Source organism: Bacteroides stercorirosoris (assembly GCF_900142015.1).
Lineage (GTDB): Bacteria > Bacteroidota > Bacteroidia > Bacteroidales > Bacteroidaceae > Bacteroides > Bacteroides stercorirosoris.
The window spans coordinates 121261-141047 of sequence record NZ_FQZN01000008.1; the positions used below are offsets into that span (position 1 = coordinate 121261).

The following is a 19787-nucleotide window of genomic DNA, read 5'->3' on the forward strand; positions in this document are numbered from 1 at the left end:
TAAAACACCATGAAAATAACAAAGTATATCCTTAGTTTTACTTTTCTGCTGGTTGCCCTATGTGCGGAAGCACAGCAGTTGCGGAAGGAAGCTTTTGACTTACTGAATCTGGATTATCCGGGTTTGGAAAAAGTGAAAGCTGCATGTGACCAACAACAATGGGACGAAGCTGCCAAAGCTTTATTGGACTATTATCGCCAACGTACTGGTATAGGACATCCCGATATCGATATGAAAAATATAAAAATCTCCAAGGAAGAACAAAAATGGGCGGATGATGCCTTGGATCATACATTTTTTGTACACAAGGGATATCAGCCTTCCTATAATTACGGCAAAGATATCAACTGGCAATATTGGCCGGTACAGGACAATGAGTTGCGCTGGCAGTTGCACCGTCACAAATGGTTCACTCCAATGGGCAAGGCATACAGAATCTCAGGAGATGAAAAATATGCCAAAGAATGGGCATATCAGTATATGGATTGGATTAAAAAGAATCCTCTGACAACAGTCGAAAAGGAAGAATACGAACTTGTCAGCGCAGGTGAAGTAAAAGGGAATGCTGAAAATGTACGCTTTGCATGGCGTCCTCTGGAGGTGAGTAACCGTTTACAGGATCAGACTCTGCAATTTCTATTATTCGTTCCCTCAAAGGCTTTCACCCCGGAATTCCTGACTGAATTCCTGATTAACTATCATCGGCATGCACTGCACATTCTTGGTAATTACTCGGATCAGGGTAACCACTTGTTGTTTGAAGCTCAACGTATGGTATATGCAGGTACATTTTTCCCCGAGTTTAAGGAAGCAGCCGGATGGAGAAAGAGCGGGATAAGCATTTTGAACCGTGAAATAAAAAAACAGGTTTATCCGGATGGTGGTCAATATGAGCTGGATCCACACTATCATCTGGCAGCAATCAATATCTTTTGCAAAGCCCTGCGCATGGCTGATGTCAATGGTTTCCGTCAGGAGTTTCCCGCCGAATACGTGAATACAGTCAAGAGTATGATTGAATTTTATGCCAATATCTGTTTCCCTGATTACAGCAATCCCTGCTTCAGTGATGCCAAGTTGGGAGACCGTCCGGCAGAAATCCGTAATTACCAGGATTGGCTCAAGCTATTTCCGGATTGTGAATGGATTCGTTATTATGCCACAGAAGGTCGTGAAGGCACTCCCTTGCCCAACCTTTCTCACGGTGCTCTGACTTCCGGTTTCTTTACTTTCAGAAACGGCTGGAAGCAGGATGCTACCGTAATGGTTGTAAAGGCTGGTCCTAAAGGAGAATGGCACTGCCAGCCGGACAACGGTACTTTTGAACTTTGGTTTAATGGCCGGAATCTCTTCCCGGATAGCGGCTCCTACGTCTATGCCGGTGATGATGAGGTAATGAAACTTCGCAATTGGTTCCGCCGGACAAGTTCTCATAATACATTGACATTGGATGAGAAAAACCTGCAAACCACCCAGTCCGTTACTAAACTCTGGAAACCCGAAGGTAATGAGCAAATCCTGGTGACTGAGAATCCGCACTATGATGGTTTGAAACACAGGCGTTCTGTCTTCTTTGTAGACCAGTCTTATTTTGTAATTGTAGATGAAGCTATAGGAAGTGCAAAAGGAACAGTGAATCTGAACTATCACCTGTGCGAAGGTACTGTAAATGTAGACGGAAAGAATAATAGTCTGACCACAGCCTATGACGGACCAAGCAACATGAAACTGCAATGCTTTGCCGAGAAGAAAGTTTCAATGAAAGAAAAAGAAGGTTGGCGTTCGACTGCCTATCGTGTACGTGTACCCCGTACTGCCGTTTCTTTTGATATAGACAAAAAGGATTCGGAAGCCATACGCTACATAACCATTATTTATCCGTCGAAAAACGCAGCTTCCTTCCCTGTATTCAAGGCTAAGTTCCTGAACAAATCATTTGATGAGAATGGGGTGAGAATAGAGATATCTGTTGACGGAAAGAAACGTCAATTGGAATATAAACTATAAGAAGACTTTTATAATGAATCGCTTATCATACTTATTTCTGCCTCTGACTGCCATCGGAATGTCCGCTTGCAGTTCCGGCAAAGAGGAAGTGAAACGTCCGAATATTATCTTTATGATGACGGATGACCATACTACGCAAGCCATGTCATGTTACGGTGGACGGCTCCTTCAGACTCCCAACATGGATCGGATTGCCAGTGAAGGTGTTCGTATGGACAATTGTTATGCGGTCAATGCTTTATCCGGTCCGTCAAGAGCTTGTATCTTGACGGGCAAATTCAGCCACATCAATGGATTCACAGACAATGCCAGCACTTTCGACGGCAATCAACAGACCTTTCCCAAATTGCTGCAGGCTGCCGGTTACCAGACTTCAATTGTCGGTAAATGGCATCTGATTACCGAACCTCAGGGATTTGACTATTGGTGCATCCTGACCGGACAACATGAACAAGGGGACTATTATAATCCCGATTTCAACGAGAACGGAAAGCAGATTATAGAGCAGGGCTATGCAACTGACATTATCACAGACAAGGCTATCGAATATCTGGAACATAGAGATAAAAGCAAACCTTTCTGCATGATGTATCACCAGAAGGCCCCACATCGTAACTGGATGCCTGCCCCCCGCCATCTGGGGATGTTCAATAATACCGTGTTCCCCGAACCTGCCACACTTTTCGATACATACGAAGGCAGAGGCTCTGCTGCCAGGGAGCAGGATATGTCCATTGAGCATACATTGACCAATGACTGGGATCTGAAACTGCTGACCCGTGAAGAAATGCTGAAAGATACTACGAACCGTCTCTATCAGGTCTACAAACGTATGCCGGCTGATGTACAGGATAAGTGGGATTCAGCATATACTCAACGTATTTCAGAATACCGTAGCGGTAACTTAAAAGGAAAAGAACTGATCAGTTGGAAGTACCAGCAATATATGCGCGATTATCTGGCAACCATTGTAGCCGTGGACGAGAATATTGGAAGATTGCTCAGCTATCTGGAGAAAAATGGTGAGTTGGACAATACAATCATTATCTATACTTCGGATCAAGGCTTTTTCCTGGGCGAACATGGCTGGTTTGACAAACGCTTCATGTATGAAGAATGTCAGCGTATGCCACTGGTTATCCGTTATCCGAAGGCAATCAAGGCGGGCAGTGTATCGAGTGCCATTGCCATGAATGTGGATTTCGCCCCTACCCTGTTAGATTTTGCCGGAGTAGATATACCGGCAGATATTCAGGGACAGTCTCTCAAACCAATTTTGGACAATGAGGGGAAAACTCCGGCTGACTGGAGAAAGGCTGCCTATTACCACTATTATGAGTATCCGGCAGAACATTCGGTTAAAAGGCATTATGGTATTCGTACCGCTGATTTTAAACTGATCCACTTCTATAACGATGTGGACGAATGGGAGATGTACGACTTAAAGAACGACCCGAATGAACTGACCAATGTGTTTGACAAACCGGAGTATGCCGGCAAACGGGCGGAACTGATGTCACTGCTGAAAGAAACTCAGCAACAGTATAAGGATAATGACCCTGATGAAAAAGTGAACGAACTGTTCAAAGGCGACAGACGGTTGATGAAAAATAGATAATCTAAATTAATACCATGGATAGAAGAAATTTTTTAAAGCATACAGGCTGGTCCCTTATCGGATTGGCAGCTTCCGGCAGTTTATTATCTGCATGTCAGCAGGGAACCGCCGCAGGAAAGAAAGTCATGCCCTCTGCCAGTAATCTGAAGTATTTCTGGGGAGACTTGCATAATCATTGTAACATAACCTACGGTCATGGCGACATGCGTTCTGCATTTGAGGCAGCCAAAGGACAACTGGATTTTGTATCCGTCACTCCTCATGCCATGTGGCCTGATATTCCCGGAGCGGATGATCCCCGTCTGAAGTGGGTGATTGACTATCATACCGGTGCTTTCAAGCGCTTGCGCGAGGGAGGTTATGAGAAATATGTCGCCATGACCAATGAATATAACAAGGAAGGAGAATTTCTGACTTTTGTAGGTTATGAGGCGCACAGTATGGAACATGGCGATCATGTAGCTTTGAATTATGACCTGGACGCACCACTGGTGGAATGTACCTCTATTGAAGACTGGAAACAGAAAGCCCGCGGACATAAGGTATTTATTACTCCGCATCATATGGGATATCAGAAAGGCTACCGCGGATATAACTGGGACTTCTTTACGGAAGGAGACCAGACTCCATTTGTAGAGATGTATTCCCGTCATGGATTGGCAGAAAGCGATCAGGGAGATTATAATTATCTGCATGACATGGGCCCTCGCCAATGGGAAGGTACCATCCAATGCGGATTGGAACAAGGTAAGAAATTCGGCATTATGGGTTCTACCGACCAACATGCAGGCTATCCGGGCAGCTACGGTGACGGTCGCATAGGTATCCTTGCAGAGTCATTGACTCGTGATAAAATCTGGGATGCCATGAAGAACCGTCACGTCTGCTGTGCTACCGGTGATAAAATCAATATAGATTTTCGTTTGAATGACGCTTTCCCGGGCGACGTGGTACGGGGAAACAGCCGCCGTATTTATCTGAATGTGGAGGGAGGCAGTTGCATTGATTATATTGACATCGTCAAGAACAGAAAGTGCATTGCCCGTTTAAGCGGCCCGTTGTTGCCCGAGATGCCGGAAGGAGATATGGTACGTTGTAAGGTAAAGATTGATTTTGGGTGGAATCGTGAAGAGCAGTATGTACATTGGCAAGGTAAGCTGTCCATCAATAGAGGGACTATCAACGCTGTGGAACCTTGCTTCCGTGGCGCTGCCTTCACCTCTCCGCAACCGGGGGAACCTGAGTTTGAGACAAAAGTCAACCGTATTGTGTCGGTTACGGACAAGGATACAGAGTTGGATATGTACAGTTCCAAGAACCCCAACACAACCACTCCTGCCATGCAAGCTGTCATTCTGGATGTGACTATGCCTAAAGACGGCATGATTACAGCCGAATTCAATGGCAAGAAATTTGAACATTCGTTAGGCGAACTTCTGGAAGGTTCCCGTTCACATTTCATGATAGGATGGCTCAGTGAGGCTATTCTCTTCAACCGTGCAATGCCGGAAAGTTGCTTTACGGTTGAACATTATATGGAAGATGCCCAACCCGAAAGAGATACGGACTATTACTATGTCAGAGTCCGCCAGCGTGACCAGCAATGGGCATGGAGCTCTCCTATATGGGTAGAAAGAACATAATATTTCCTTATTTGATACAGTAAATTATGGAATATGCGATTGGCATTGACTTAGGTGGCACATCTATAAAATATGCTTTGGTAGATAAAGCGGGTAATTCTTTCTTCGAGGGAAAATTACCCTCTTTTGCTTCTGTTTCAGCTGCAAAAGTAACCGGACAGTTGATAAAAGCCGCCACGTTGTTAAAAGATGAAGCTGCCAAACAAGACCGGATCATACTGGGCATCGGACTTGGTACACCCGGGATTGTAGATGAAACGAACCGTATCGTATTGGGAGGTGCGGAAAATATTATCGGTTGGGAAAACATAGATGTGGCTTCTCTTTTAGAGGAACAAATGAAACTACCGGTAGTCGTTGGGAATGACGCTAACCTGATGGGGTTGGGAGAAACGAAATATGGCGCTGGAAGAGGTTGTACCCACGTGGTGTTTCTGACTGTAGGAACCGGTATCGGTGGAGCTGTCATCATTGATGGCAAATTATTCAACGGTTATGCCAACCGGGGTACGGAGCTGGGACATGTGCCGTTGATAGCCAACGGAGAACGTTGTGCTTGCGGAGCAGTTGGCTGCCTGGAACATTATGCCTCGACTTCCGCTTTGGTAAGACGTTTCAACGCGTTGGCAAAAGAGCGGAACCTGAGTTTTGATACAGAAATAAACGGAGAGTTAATTGTCCGCCTGTATCATGAAGATTTCCCGACGGCTGTTGAATGCATGAACGAACACTTCTACTATCTGGGGAGAGGAATCGCCGGATTTGTCAATACATTCAGCCCCCAACGGATCGTAATAGGAGGAGGTGTTGCAGAATCCGGTACTTTCTATTTAGAGGAAATAAGAAAGGTGGTCCGAGAACATGTAATAGCTGATTGCGCTTTAAATACAGAAATAGTAGCCGCATCACTGGGCAATAAGGCCGGACTTATCGGAGCGGCATCATTAATTCTATAAACGAACGATATATCATGAAAAATAACAAGAAATGGGGTATGCTGGCATTAATCATGATGTTCTGGTTTACCATTTCATTCATTACGAATATTCTCGGGCCGCTAATTCCTGACATTATCCATAACTTTGAACTGAAGGATCTGGCAATGGCAGGGTTTATTCCGACCTCTTTTTTCCTGGCTTATGCCATCATGTCGATACCGGCAGGCATATTAATAGATAAATATGGAGAAAAGCCGGTGTTGTTTACCGGTTTCCTAATGCCATTCATCGGTACCATCCTGTTTGCATGTTTTCCTTTTTATCTGATGCTGCTTCTGTCTTCCTTTATCATTGGTTTAGGCATGGCCATGTTGCAGACTGTTATCAATCCCCTGCAACGTGTTGTCGGCGGAGAGGAAAATTACGCATTTATAGCAGAATTGGCACAATTTGTATTTGGAGTAGCCTCTTTTATCAGTCCTCTAGTTTACACTTGGCTGATACATGCATTGGCACCGGGAGTTTATCAGCCGGGGCAGAACTTCTTACTGGATATCCTGGCAAAAGTTACTCCGGTCACTCTCCCCTGGGTTTCCTTGTATTGGGTATTTACAGTACTGCTGCTGGTCATGTTGCTCGTTGTGTCATTCGTTCATTTTCCGCGCATTGAACTGAAAGATGATGAACGCAGCGGTTCCTCTTCTTCCTATAAGAAATTGTTCCGTCAAAAATACGTATGGCTTTTCTTTTTGGGCATCTTCTGTTATGTCAGTACGGAACAGGGTGTTTCTATTTTTATGAGCACTTTCCTGGAACAGTATCATGGTATTGACCCAAAGACTGTCGGTGCACAAAGTATCAGTTATTTCTGGGGTTCGATGACTGTCGGCTGCCTGTTTGGTATGTTCTTGTTGAAGTTGATAGACAGTAAACGCCTGCTGCAAATATCGGGATTACTTTCCATGAGTTTACTGTTGATTGCATTGTTCGGTTCTGCCAAAGTTGCGGTATGGGCATTTCCGGCAATCGGTTTCTGCATTTCCATGATGTACTCCATCGTATTCTCATTGGCCCTGAACACGGTAACCCAGAATCACGGTTCTTTTGCCGGCATTCTTTGTTCCGGAATAGTGGGAGGTGCAGGCGGTCCGTTGCTTGTCAGCCTGGTATCCGATGCCACTTCATTACGCACGGGAATGCTCCTTATTCTGGTTTTCATGGGATACATTACGTTTATCGGCTTTTGGGCACATCCACTAATCAACAATAAGACAGTCAGTCTGAAAGAACTGGTGAGTTTCAAAAAACAAAAATAAAATCCTGAAATGAGAAAGATATTATTAGGTTTACCTGCCTTTTGCCTGTTGATGGCATGCGGCAGTTCCGAGCAATCCGCCGTAATTAAAGTTTCCGAAGAAACATTGATGCATGAAGTTCGTGCAACTCCCTCTCCTGCGAATGGCGCCTGCGTTAAGGTGAATCCGCCGCGCTTTATGTGGCCGGACAAGTTTCCGCATTTAGGTCCGGTATTGGATGGGGTTCCGGGACAAGTGGATGAAAAGCCAAAGGTAGTCTATCGGATTCGTATCTCCCAGGACAAGAACTTTCAAAAGGAAGTTCTGACCGGAGAACGCGCCTGGGCCTTTTTTAATCCTTTCCAGTGCCTGGCTGAGGGAAAATGGTATTGGCAACATGCTTACGTCACTCCCGAAGGTACTGAAGAATGGTCACCGGTTTATCAATTCCATATAGGTAAAGACACACCGGAATTTAATCCACCCGCATTAGAAAAAGTCCTGGCAAAATACCCTCCCCACCACCCGCGCGTATTATTGGATGCGGATGACTGGGAGGAGATTATAACGAAGAATAAAAATAATCCGGAAGTTCAGGCCTATATGAACAAAGCATCCCGGTGCATTTCTCATCCGTTGAAGCATCTTCAGGAAGAGATAGATACAACAAATGTAGTTACATTAACCAATGTCGTACAGCGTGAATCAGCCCTTATCCGCGAGAGCCGTAAGATTGTGGACAGAGAAGAAGCCAATGTGGAAGCATTGGTACGCGCCTATCTGCTGACGAAAGACGAGAAGTATTATCGGGAAGGTATCAACCGGTTGAGTGAAATCCTTTCCTGGCAAACAAGCAAATACTTTGCAGGTGACTTCAATTTGTCCACCTTATTGTCTATGAGTACATCGGCGTATGACGGATTCTACAACCTATTGTCTCCGTCAGAAAAACAGTTACTACTGGATAACATCCGGAATATCGGGAATAAATTCTATAATGAATACGTTAATCATCTGGAGAACCGTATTGCAGACAATCATGTATGGCAAATGACTTTCCGCATTCTGACAATGGCAGCCTTCGCCACAGTCGGTGAAATTCCGGAAGCATCCATATGGGCGGATTATTGCTATAATGAATGGATTTCCCGTCTTCCGGGACTGAATAAAGATGGCGCCTGGCATAATGGAGACTCTTATTTCCATGTAAATATACGCACACTGATAGAGGTACCGGCCTTTTTCTCACGTATATCCGGCTTCAACTTCTTTGCCGATCCGTGGTATGACAACAATGCTTTGTATGTTATTTACCAGCAGCCTCCCTTCTCCAAATCCGGAGGACACGGCAACTCTCATGAGGGGCAGCGTACTCCGAACGGAGGCCGTGTAGGATATGCCGATGCACTGGCACGCGAATGTAACAATCCGTGGGCGGCAGCTTATGTACACGAAATTATGCAGGAAGACCCTGACATTCTGTCGAAAGCATTCGAAGCCAAACCAGCGGATTTGACCTGGTATCGTTGTACAACAAAAAAGGAAAGACCTGCTTATAGCAGCCATCTGTCGGAACTGCCTCAATCCAAAGTTTTCAGCCAGACGGGCACTGCCTTGATGAACACTGACATAGGACATCACACCAACAATGCCATGCTCTCTTTCCGTAGCAGCCCCTATGGCGCCACTTCCCATGCTTTAGCCAATCAGAATGCCTTCAATACTTTCTTTGGCGGGAAAGCAATCTTCTATAGCAGCGGACATCGCACCGGATTTACAGATGACCATTGTATGTATGCCTATCGGAATACCCGCGCCCATAACTCCATATTGGTAAACGATATGGGACAAAAGATAGGGACGGAAGGTTATGGATGGATTCCGCGTTATTATGAAGGTGAAGAAATCTCCTACGTTGTGGGCGATGCTTCCAATGCTTATGGAAAAGTAGTTTCTCCGTTGTGGCTGGAACGTGGACGTTTGTCCGGTACTCAGTATACACCGAAAAATGGCTGGGACGAGAATAAAGTGGATTTCTTCCGAAGACATATCGTTCAGCTGGGACGTTCGGGCTTATTTGTCGTTTACGATGAATTGGCCGGCAAAGAACCGGTAGAATGGAATTATCTGCTACACACAGTAGAACTGCCTATGGAAGTCGTTGAGAATAAAGGCGGATTGTGCATTTTAGGGAAGAACAAGGCAGATGGAGTATCTATAGCCCATTTGTTCTCTTCACAGAAAATGACTTATGCACAAACAGATACCTTTTTCGTGGCTGCTGTCGATTGGAAAAAGCGACTTGGCAAAACTCTCCCCAATCATTATCATTTCACAGCAACGACAGCTCCTTGCAGCAAAGTATGTTTTCTCAATGTGATTGATGTACATGGAAACAACCGTACCGATGCTGTGGTTAATCATGAAGGGAACCGCATAACAGTAGAAGGATGGATTATCGAATGTAATCTGGAAGGCGAAGGTAACGCGTTCCTGCATATAGAGAATAAACAGAACGGTGTTTCGCTGGACTTCAACTATGACTCGAACAAAGGCGCTACAACTATTATTGATCGGGTAGACGGAAAGAAAATAGAGAAAAGACTGGTTGATTCCTTACCGGAACTTGAAATATAATATCACTTTAAAACAAGGTAGAATTATTAAAACTAATAATATGGTAAAAGAAATTTCAATGAAGCATCTGGCATGTTTTTCCTTGCTATGCTCTTCTATGGCCTCTGCCGCCGAACGCCCTAATATCATCTATATCTTCACCGACCAACAAACGGCCAGCGCCATGAGTTGTGCCGGGAATCCGGACCTGCACACTCCCAATCTCGACCGTCTGGCAGCGGCCGGTATACTGTTCAATAACGCTTATTGCACGGCTCCACTCAGTGGTCCTTCACGTGGAGCCATGTTCACTGGGCACTATCCGGACGCAGTAGGGCTGTCCGTCAATGGTTCGCCGATGCCCGACTCTCTTAAGACACAAACATTGGGCACTTTAATAAAGAATGCCGGCTATGATTGTGCCTACGGCGGTAAATGGCATCTTCCCCTACTCGATGTCCCCGACAAAGAATATGGCTTCGACAACATATATAAACATAGTGACGACGGACTGGCAGAAGCTTGTGTCGAATATCTCTCACGTAAACATAAAAAGCCGTTTTTCCTGGTAGCTTCCTATGACAACCCGCATAACATCTGCGAATATGCACGCAGCCAGAACTTCCCTTATGGAAACATCGACATACCCGATATACGGGATTGTCCGGGATTACCTGCCAATTTTGCCAAAAACCCGTACGATGCCGATGTCATTGAAAGTGAAAGAGCCAATAACTACAATGTATATCCAACCGCCGGTTTTACCCCCGAAGACTGGCGTATGTACCGTTATACTTATTATCGCCTGGTAGAAAAAGTAGATAGGGAAATCGGAAAGATTATTGATGCCATCGACCAAAATAACCTTTGGGAAAATACAGTGGTAATCTTCTCCAGCGACCACGGAGATGGTATAGGAGCCCATCATTGGAATCAGAAATCTGCTTTATATGAAGAGATTATCAATATTCCTCTTATCGTGACACTGCCCGGCAAGAAGAATGCGGGCAAAGTATTGCCTCAGCTTATCAGTAACGGTGTAGACTTCTTTGCTTCTGTGTGTGATTGGGCAGGTGCCAAGTTACCGAAGGGAGCAGCTGGAAAGTCTTTCCGGAAAATTGCAGAGGAAGGAAATCCGCAAGCTTTGCATCAAGAATATATCATCACCGAAACACGGTTTGACGGTAGCAAAACAAGAGGCTGGGTAGTACGTAACGAACGCTATAAATATGTGCTCTACGATAAAGGAAGATATCGCGAACAACTGTTTGATATGCAAAATGACAGAGGAGAAATGAGAAACCTGATAATGGAAAATGCATATAACCAAGAACTGCAAAAACTGCGCGACGTCCTTGAGAAATGGATGAGTACCTATAACATACGTCCAAGCCGCCCCAAACTGCATGATGTTCCCGGTAAAAAGCTCGTAAGCACAACCCGGTATCAGACAGCCTATAAATAGATGACAAATCCCGGCATATAATATGGGGGAAGTTTTTTCCTCCTATTATTGCCGGAATTTATACTATAGAAGAATTAGTCTTCGTATTCCACTATCTTCCTTAACGGAGCTAACAAACGCTCCAATACGTTCCTGTCCGCCAATATGATATCTGCTGTCCCTTTCAATTCACGTACTGTGGGGAGCGTTCTGCCATAGTTTGTATGCAAACCGTCGGGCAAAGCGATTTCCACAATGTATACTCCGTCTTCTGTCGGAACCGGAGAAATACTTTCCACCCTTCCCTTTACATAACCAAATTCCTGATCAGGATAATTATCCATACGCACATGTACTTTTTGTCCTATCTGTACCTTTCCCGAACCTTGCAAAGGAAGCTTTGCCTTTCCAATCACTTTCGAATCTTTCGAAGGTTGTACCACAAAAACCGTCTCCCCCGATTCTACATTCTGATTACGGCTCCAAACCGTCATAAAAGTTACTTTGCCACAAATCGGACTACAGAACAAATAGCTTTGTTCCCACGAACTCAATTGAGCTTCAAGCTGTTCCACTGCATTCTTCAATTCAAGTCTGTAGTTTTGTTCTTCATCATAAGCCTGCTTGCCCAAATCCAACAAGTTTTCTTCCTGCTGCTCCAATTGCATTTCAGCTTGCAATAAGCTCATACCGGAAGTTTCCCTGGTGCGCAGACTCTGTAAATAACGGCTACCCGACTCTTCAAATTCCGCCGCAATCATAGCATCCCCTGCAAAAAGAATGGAATCCCGGTCATACATACTTTGCGCCAATTTCATTTCTTTTTCAGTCAATGTATGTTCGCGATGCGCCAGATTGAGGTAAGAACGTTGCCCACCCAACTGTTTCCTTCCAGCATTCAATTTCTTCGTATAATAATCTTGTTCAACAAAACGGATATAATCCGAAAGAGCAATCATGAAAGAGGCATACACCGTTTGCAGTTCTCCTAACTGCAAGCGTTTACCTATAAAATAGTCCGCTCCTTTATCCGGTTCATAACCGGCCTCTTTCCATTCTTTCATACTATCTGTCAGCCACAGTACATCTTCAGTTACAGAAGTATTCTGAATTACCCCCAAACGCTCGCCAGCCTGCACCATGCGACCATTATTTACATACAACGTATCAAGCTTTCCTGTTGAACGTGCCAGGATAAAGGCCGGAGGTTCTTCAGTTGTCAGAGTCACTTCCGCTTGCAGCACATCCGGGTATCGAAATACCCAGCACCCAACCAATATAACAAGCAGAATAATGAACAGAACCGTTATCCCCCACCTCACCACCCAAGGTGAAATGTGATTCATAACTTCCTGCACTTCTTCACTACGCAGTTCTATCTCCTTGTATTTTTTCTCTTCTTCCACAGTATTGAGTTACAAATTTCTAATTACCCAGTTCCAATTGATTTTTCACCAACTGATAATACAAACCCTTCCGCTCAGTCAGTTCCCGGTGAGTTCCCTCTTCCGCTATCTTCCCTCTATCCAGCACTATTATGTTATCCGCATCTCTCACCGTACTCAGCCGGTGAGCCACCACTACGACCGTCTTACCTTTATAGAATTCGTACAAATGTTCCATAATCTCACGTTCATTATTGGCATCCAAAGCATTAGTAGCCTCATCAAAAAACAGATAATCCGGATTCTTATAAACGGCACGGGCTATCAAGATGCGTTGCCGTTGTCCCTGGCTGATACCATTCCCTTCCATACCAATTTTAGTATTATATCCTAACGGTAGAGAATCTATAAAATCACGAATATTTGCAATAGTCACCGCATGCCGCAAGCGTTCAATATCAATCTGCTCTTCGCCCACTGCAATATTCTGGGCTATTGTTTCAGAAAAGATGAAACCATCCTGCATCACCGAACCGGTTCGGGCACGCCATAAGTGCGGATTGATATTTTCTAACGGAGTATCCTGTATTTTGACAGTTCCTTTATTGGGAGTATAGAAGCCAAGCATCAACTTTATCAAAGTGGTTTTACCGCTTCCACTCGCTCCAACAATAGCTGTCACCCTATGTCGGGGAATATGAAGAGAAATATCATCCAGCACATAATCCCTATCCGCACCATCATAACTGAACGACAGATTCTCGATCCGGATATCTCCCTTTTCCGGCAACACCGTCAGTTTCGATGAGATATCCTGTTCTTCATCCTTTTTGCTATGTATCTCATTCAGACGTTCCAAGCTAATCTTCGCATCCTGAAACTGCTGAGCAAAACCGATAAAAGAAGAAACCGGAGAACTCAACTGACCGATAATATAAGTAAGAGACATCATCATACCCAAAGTCATCTGCCCATCTATCACCGCCTTTGCCGCAATGAATGAGATTACAATGTTCGTAGTCTGATTAAAGAAAATAGAGCCCACTTGCTGAACCTGTCCCAATGCCAACCCCTTTATACTGATTTTAAACAATTTCACCTGTATGCGCTCCCATTGCCAGCGTTTTTGCGTTTCACAGTTGTTCAGCTTGATCTCCTGCATGGCAGTCACCATCTGTATCAGACTGCTTTGTTCTCCGGCAGCTTGTGCAAAGCGTCGTATGTCCAGTTCGCGCCGATACTTCATGAAAACAAGTATCCAACAAACGTACAAGGTATTGCCTAATAAGAAAATGCCTAACACCGTGAGATTATAATAAGCAAGTACAAAAGCAAAAATGAAAAAGTTGACGAACGAAAAGAGCGTAGTAATGGATGATCCCGTAAGAAAAGTCTTGATACGTTCATGGTCACCAATACGCTGCATAATATCGCCCACCATTTTCGAATCAAAGAAATGCAATGGCAGTTTCATCAATTTTGCCAGAAAATCAGATATCAATGATATGGTAATCCTCGTGTTGACATGCAATAATATCCAACTGCGGATAAACTCTACCGACAGTTGTGAAACAGAAATTATGACTTGGGCTACCAATACCAGTATTATAAAATTCAGATTGCTATCTCGTATACCGACATCTACCAATGATTGTGTAAGAAAAGGAAGGATAAGTTGCAACAGACTGACAGTCAACATCCCTAATATCAATTGTATTAGTTGTTTCTTATAGGGAGTGAGATATCTCAGAAAGAAAAGCAATCCTCTTTCTCTAATTTCCGGTTCATCTTCACGATGGTAGAAATCAGGGCCGGGTTCTAAAATCAATGCAGTCCCTACATCCTCTCCTTCCGTCCTTGTCGACAACCAGCATTTCTTGAATTCTTGCTCATTATAAGTCACCAATTGTTTTCCGGGATCAGCAATCCGAAACCAATATTCTCCACGTTTCTTTTTAATGCCATAGCAAACTACAAAATGATTCTGATTCCAATGCAGGATACAAGGTAAAGGCACATCAGTAATCAGTTGGTCAAATGAAACATGGACGCCCGCTGTACGAAAGCCAATAGCCTCTCCTGCATCACTGATGCCCAAAAGCGATACTCCTTCGCGAGATATGAACGAACGCGCCCGCAATGTCTGCAATGAATAGCTTTTACCATAGTATTTAGCAATCATACGCAAACAAGTAGGACCACAATCCATCGCATCTGCCTGGTGATAGTATGGAAATGAATGTTTCATCAATTCACCCGCATATTAAGTTCTTTCTCAATTTCATTCTTCATAGCATTTATATCACTGGGGCGGGGTAAGTCCGGTATTACAATCTCACCATCCTTATTCAGCAGTATATAGCGAGGTACAAATATACTCCCACCTTGAAAAAACTTCTCCGTAATATCCTGTCTCATTTTCTGTGATGCTCTCAGATGATAGCCTTCCAAGCGAAAAAGTTCAATATCCTTTTTCCATTGCTTTTCTTCCTCTTGTCTGTCTATTGACAGATAAACCATGGCAATCTGAGGATATTGTTTCAACCACTCATGCAAGGCTGCAGCATGCTGAAACTCCTGACGGCAAGGCAAGCACCACGTTGCCCACACATCAACCAAAATCCATTTATTTTGTAGCTCTTTCGCTTTCAACAAATCCTGCAACGAATCAGCTGATGAAGCTAAATAACTATGCTGAAAAGGCTTATTATTTACTTTATTCAGTTCTAGTATATGTTTAATTATACATACTGATTCCGTATCAGGATAATTATCCACCAAATACTTATACATTTTTGTCTTATCAAACTCGTCCACTTTATAAAGAAATTGCATTATAAATGCTTCAAACCAAACAGGCAACCGTAGTTTATCAGGGAGCAGTAAATATTTCCGATATGCTCCAAAAGCATCTTCATCATGACCATTTAACAAAGCCAGTTTCTGTTTATCATCCAATCCATCATACAATAAGCTCAAATACAGATCTTCATATAACCCGGTAAGAGGATACTTAACCAATTCTTCGTCAGTCGGAGGTATAGAAGAAAAAAGAGAATCAATCATCATAGTCGCCTTTTCTCTGGTATCCGCAGTCGCTAAAGCATTTTCTTTAAGATTATAATAATGCGCAATCAAATTATAATTGTAATGCATCCCCACATTCTTTCTCATCACATCGGCAAAAGCAGAAGTCACTTTTCCTTCATATTCTAATGCATCAAGTTTATCATATACACCTATTTTCTTTATTTCATTTTGTATCCACTGTATATTTACGCTATCCTGAAATATCTCATTCAATTTATTTTTTACCTGATCCGTATATGAAAAAGGATAATCAAAATTCCAATAAAACAGACCTTCAGCATTTGTGCCTGAAAACACAGCATTGCCTTTTTCGTAAGTCACCATTAAACTATCGTTTGGAAAGAGAAGTAGTTCAATCTTTCCTTTAGGAAGTCGGCAACTTACAAAAGCCAAATCATCCACATCCAACTTACAAATATATTTCTCCTTTGGCATTAAGCATATAGTATCGGTGGGGTATCTCTGATTAAAAAAGCCATCAACTGGAGCATGAAGGCGGAGAACCACCGGTTCATCTGATTGAAAAACAACTATCGCTTTCTGAGCTTGTACACTCCAATGCCAAATGAGCAATAACAAAAAAACAGTTTTCCTCTTCATCTTAATAATTTTATTATAGGATATAGAGAGGGAGTTCCCCTCTCTATTTTTACAATAAGTACTTACGCAGGTTTGTCATAAGTACAAGATATAACTTGATAAGTTAAACACTCATCTCTCTCCGCATGAAGAGTAGCATTAGTAATAGTCTCAGCTTTTATAATTCTTGTAATAGGAGTCTTGTTTACTATAACAACAGAACCAGGCTCAGAACATACGCAACGATACCATGCTGCACCGCCACGGATTTGCTTCATTTCCGAAGCATTCAGAATTCGTTTCATAAGCATTTTTTTTAGACATTATCGTATGATTCATAATAATGGTTAGCTATTCCATTACCGTTACTGCCCCACGATATTTCACAGTAACATTTATATATCAATTGATATTTAAATCCCCAAAATACCTCATATCTTCAATCTTATAATTATCCGGCAACTGGTAACCGTTTATTAAAATCGTAGGAGTTGCCGTTAACTTGTTTTTATATCGCCATTCATTATGATTACCCAATTCTTGAGAGACTTCCGCAGTTCTCAAATCATAACCAAACGTCATGATATAGGCTTCGCCCAAATACTTCTTTCCTGCAAACCACTCATTATAAATCATTTCAGCCTTATCACGTTTTTCCTGCTGATAAACGGCAAGAAGAAACCGGGCACTGTTTTCAAGCTCTTTATTGAAAGATGAGAAAATATATTGCACACAAACTTTGTCCCCCATTTCTTTCAGCAATGTACCAATACGTTTATGCATCTGTGCACATGGATTACAATGCGGGTTAGTCAAGATCGTAATACGTAACTTTGCTTGCGGACATCCCCAAAGGATTTGAGAAGTGGCAGCACCAACCTCATAACGAGGCTGTTGCTCTAATTGAGAAAGAAAAACATTCTCTGATGCTTTCAGATTATTCAATTCATACGTTACACTCTTTAATTGTTCCGAACGAAACCAACGTTCAGTCAGAAGATGTAAAGCTAAAAAAGGGAGTAAATAAAGTATGGCTACAGACAGCACTTCCTGTATTTCAAAAGTCGGCCACTGCCATCCCACACAAGCATTGACAATAGCCATCAACCAAAGCAGTAACAAAACAGACAAGCACAACGGACACCATTGTTTGGCCACCTTATACTGATACCAAACGCTCCAAACCGTGTAAGGTAAAGACAATAAATTAACAAGAACCAAGTAGGGTCCCCATTGGGGATAAAATACTGTCATGATAAGACTTGATACAAAATAGCCAAGTCCTATTTCACTCCAACTAAACACTCCCCATAACTTAGCTGCTTCAGACTCCAGCACACTATTACAATCACCTTGTTTGAATAAAGAACAGATTTTATCAGTATACTCACTTTGTATTTTCCCCTGTTTCAACAATAATAAATAAGTCACCCCTACACCTGCCAGATTAATGAGTAACACTAAACTACCTGCCACTGAAGAAAACAACTGATGTTGCAAACATCCCAATAACAATAAAATAGCTAAAATCATAATCATACCTATTTTCTGAACCGAACTCAAAAATTCCGCTTTCCAATGTTTTCTATATTCCGGTTCTACTGATGATTTTCCCGGTTCAGCAACAAGCGCAATACCCGACCATAATCTTTTAAATTCTTCTACAGGTACAGATATTCGTTTTCCCCGCCAGATATATTCCACCATTTGTCCGGATAAATGTCTCACAACTACAAAATCATTACCAACGTGGGCCACGAACGGAAAAGTTAATTCCCCCAAGTCTTTATCTTCCACTTGTACTCCAGCATTCTCTATCTTATACACAGACAACATATCCGACAAGCCATACAAGTTATAGCGATGCGGATGCTCTGCAAAAAGTTTATCAGCAAAACTTCTTGTAAAAGTAACCTGCAGTTCATGCAAATAGGTTGATAAAAGTGTTTTCATGTATTCAAATGATTTATAAATTCTCATTCATCTTTTAAACGTATCAAGACCAGCACCGGATTACCTTCCAAATCATCCGCATCCAATTTCCGATGAAGAGCACCAGGAATATTCTCTACCTTATATGCTTTTGTCTGTGTCACAATATATTCGCGTCCTTTTAGTTTGACATATGACATCCGCAGATAGCGCATAGACAAATCTCCACGTTTATCATACACCATGTCATCCCTAAGTTTATACGTAATGTCCGCATTTTTATCATACAAATTGTAATATACTCCCTGGCTTCTATTTTCAGAACCCCAAGCTAACAACAGAAAGTTTTTGGTATCAATTATTCTCAAGCATCGAATACGTTCTTCTGGAAGTAAAGAAAGATCATCTGTTTCCTGCAGGCGAAAATTCCCTTTATCAAATAAATAAGCAGCTCTTTCGCAAGAAGGGCTTACATAAAAAATAGTGTCATTAAAATTATCCCAATAGATCATTGTGCTATCATCTACAGAAGTATAATTATTAATCAGAACAACTCCCGGGTAAAAAGATGTTCTGGATTCTTGCCCACGACGGCACTCCACAAGAGCACCATCTTTATTCATTACCATCCAATACAACGGTTTTTCACCGACGGTTCCCGCATTCATATAATAGAAATATAGTAAACCATTCTGAACCTGAAAAATATCCGGACAATACATTCCACTTGCTTTTTCAGGCATTTGCAAATGTACACGTTGCAAGAATTCTCCTGTCAAAGAATAACTTAACAAAATATCAGGGTACATAAAAGCATAAACAATTCCATTCATAGCATCTACAGCCATATCATAATTGCCACTTTGATACTCTCCAGGACCTTGTCCTATACTCCCTATAGTATTCAAGAAATGTCCCTCTGAATCAAATCTTAAAATACCATATTTATTTGTAGCACCTATAATAAAGCTATCTGTTAAAACCAAATTACCAATCCCGGAGAGCAGGATGCTATCGTCAAACTGTACGTACATCACTGTATCTACTATATCCATCAAATTTATGGTGGAAGATGCGCTATGAGGAGACAAAACCTGCAAGCCTTCTTTCCTGCCCACAGAAGAACAAGATAAAAGAAACAATACAAGAATAAGGAACTGCACTCTTATTCCACCATATTTTATAAAAGTTTTCATAAGCAATATATTGTTAGCTCATATACTTAGATTGCTCTAAACTT

The 19787-nt window shown here is 42.6% G+C and carries 13 protein-coding genes; 7 read left to right on the plus strand and 6 right to left on the minus strand.

The features are described from left to right. Positions 1-9 precede the first annotated feature (9 nt). The 7 genes from hepC to BUC01_RS07900 are packed head-to-tail and all read left to right on the plus strand — an operon-like array spanning position 10 to position 11582. The gene (gene hepC, locus BUC01_RS07870; RefSeq protein WP_025832243.1) at positions 10-2007 is read left to right on the plus strand and encodes a heparin-sulfate lyase HepC; all 1998 of its coding nucleotides are present in this window, start codon (positions 10-12) and stop codon (positions 2005-2007) included. Between the two features lie 13 nt (positions 2008-2020). Next, entirely contained in the window at positions 2021-3625 is a 1605-nt protein-coding gene (locus BUC01_RS07875; RefSeq protein ID WP_073313303.1) for a sulfatase family protein, read from the plus strand. A gap of 14 nt (positions 3626-3639) precedes the next feature. Beyond that, entirely contained in the window at positions 3640-5268 is a 1629-nt protein-coding gene (locus tag BUC01_RS07880) for a Tat pathway signal sequence (protein WP_073313262.1), read from the plus strand. Between the two features lie 26 nt (positions 5269-5294). Further along, positions 5295-6224 carry an ROK family protein gene (locus tag BUC01_RS07885; RefSeq protein WP_025832244.1) on the plus strand — a complete coding sequence of 310 codons (930 nt, stop codon included), beginning with the start codon at positions 5295-5297 and terminating at the stop codon, positions 6222-6224. A gap of 14 nt (positions 6225-6238) precedes the next feature. Next, positions 6239-7522 carry a sugar MFS transporter gene (locus BUC01_RS07890; RefSeq protein WP_073313265.1) on the plus strand — a complete coding sequence of 428 codons (1284 nt, stop codon included), beginning with the start codon at positions 6239-6241 and terminating at the stop codon, positions 7520-7522. A gap of 9 nt (positions 7523-7531) precedes the next feature. After that, positions 7532-10138, plus strand: a complete 2607-nt coding sequence (locus BUC01_RS07895) for a DUF4962 domain-containing protein (RefSeq protein WP_073313268.1) — start codon at positions 7532-7534, stop codon at positions 10136-10138. Between the two features lie 40 nt (positions 10139-10178). Continuing rightward, a complete protein-coding gene (locus tag BUC01_RS07900; RefSeq protein WP_175560871.1) occupies positions 10179-11582 on the plus strand; it encodes a sulfatase family protein in 1404 nt (467 codons plus the stop codon). Between the two features lie 74 nt (positions 11583-11656). On the opposite strand, the gene BUC01_RS07905 is transcribed toward BUC01_RS07900, so the two are convergent. The 6 genes from BUC01_RS07905 to BUC01_RS07930 form a co-directional block, all read right to left on the minus strand. Beyond that, complete coding sequence (locus BUC01_RS07905; protein WP_025832247.1) at positions 11657-12967, minus strand: HlyD family secretion protein; 1311 nt, start codon at positions 12965-12967, stop codon at positions 11657-11659. A gap of 19 nt (positions 12968-12986) precedes the next feature. Next, a complete protein-coding gene (locus tag BUC01_RS07910) occupies positions 12987-15197 on the minus strand; it encodes a peptidase domain-containing ABC transporter (protein ID WP_139261828.1) in 2211 nt (736 codons plus the stop codon). Beyond that, a complete protein-coding gene (locus BUC01_RS07915; protein ID WP_081795801.1) occupies positions 15194-16636 on the minus strand; it encodes a TlpA family protein disulfide reductase in 1443 nt (480 codons plus the stop codon). The genes BUC01_RS07910 and BUC01_RS07915 overlap by 4 nt, the downstream gene beginning before the upstream one ends. Before the next feature lie 62 nt (positions 16637-16698). Beyond that, the gene (locus BUC01_RS07920) at positions 16699-16920 is read right to left on the minus strand and encodes a hypothetical protein (protein ID WP_139261829.1); all 222 of its coding nucleotides are present in this window, start codon (positions 16918-16920) and stop codon (positions 16699-16701) included. 97 nt (positions 16921-17017) lie between these two features. Beyond that, positions 17018-18568 (minus strand): vitamin K epoxide reductase family protein, encoded by a 1551-nt coding sequence (locus tag BUC01_RS07925; protein WP_025832254.1) that lies wholly within the window; start codon positions 18566-18568, stop codon positions 17018-17020. 23 nt (positions 18569-18591) lie between these two features. Next, the gene (locus BUC01_RS07930) at positions 18592-19743 is read right to left on the minus strand and encodes a 6-bladed beta-propeller (RefSeq protein ID WP_025832256.1); all 1152 of its coding nucleotides are present in this window, start codon (positions 19741-19743) and stop codon (positions 18592-18594) included. Positions 19744-19787: the final 44 nt, after the last annotated feature.

Excerpts from the sequence above, each read along its gene's own strand:
- BUC01_RS07900 (WP_175560871.1), top strand. The coding sequence starts at position 10,179 with ATGGTAAAAGAAATTTCAATGAAGCATCTGGCATGTTTTTCCTTGCTA.
- BUC01_RS07880 (WP_073313262.1), top strand. The coding sequence starts at position 3,640 with ATGGATAGAAGAAATTTTTTAAAGCATACAGGCTGGTCCCTTATCGGA.
- hepC (WP_025832243.1), top strand. The coding sequence starts at position 10 with ATGAAAATAACAAAGTATATCCTTAGTTTTACTTTTCTGCTGGTTGCC.
- BUC01_RS07915 (WP_081795801.1), bottom strand. The coding sequence starts at position 16,636 with ATGAAGAGGAAAACTGTTTTTTTGTTATTGCTCATTTGGCATTGGAGT.
- BUC01_RS07875 (WP_073313303.1), top strand. The coding sequence starts at position 2,021 with ATGAATCGCTTATCATACTTATTTCTGCCTCTGACTGCCATCGGAATG.
- BUC01_RS07885 (WP_025832244.1), top strand. The coding sequence starts at position 5,295 with ATGGAATATGCGATTGGCATTGACTTAGGTGGCACATCTATAAAATAT.
- BUC01_RS07895 (WP_073313268.1), top strand. The coding sequence starts at position 7,532 with ATGAGAAAGATATTATTAGGTTTACCTGCCTTTTGCCTGTTGATGGCA.
- BUC01_RS07925 (WP_025832254.1), bottom strand. The coding sequence starts at position 18,568 with ATGAAAACACTTTTATCAACCTATTTGCATGAACTGCAGGTTACTTTT.
- BUC01_RS07930 (WP_025832256.1), bottom strand. The coding sequence starts at position 19,743 with ATGAAAACTTTTATAAAATATGGTGGAATAAGAGTGCAGTTCCTTATT.
- BUC01_RS07920 (WP_139261829.1), bottom strand. The coding sequence starts at position 16,920 with ATGAAACGAATTCTGAATGCTTCGGAAATGAAGCAAATCCGTGGCGGT.
- BUC01_RS07890 (WP_073313265.1), top strand. The coding sequence starts at position 6,239 with ATGAAAAATAACAAGAAATGGGGTATGCTGGCATTAATCATGATGTTC.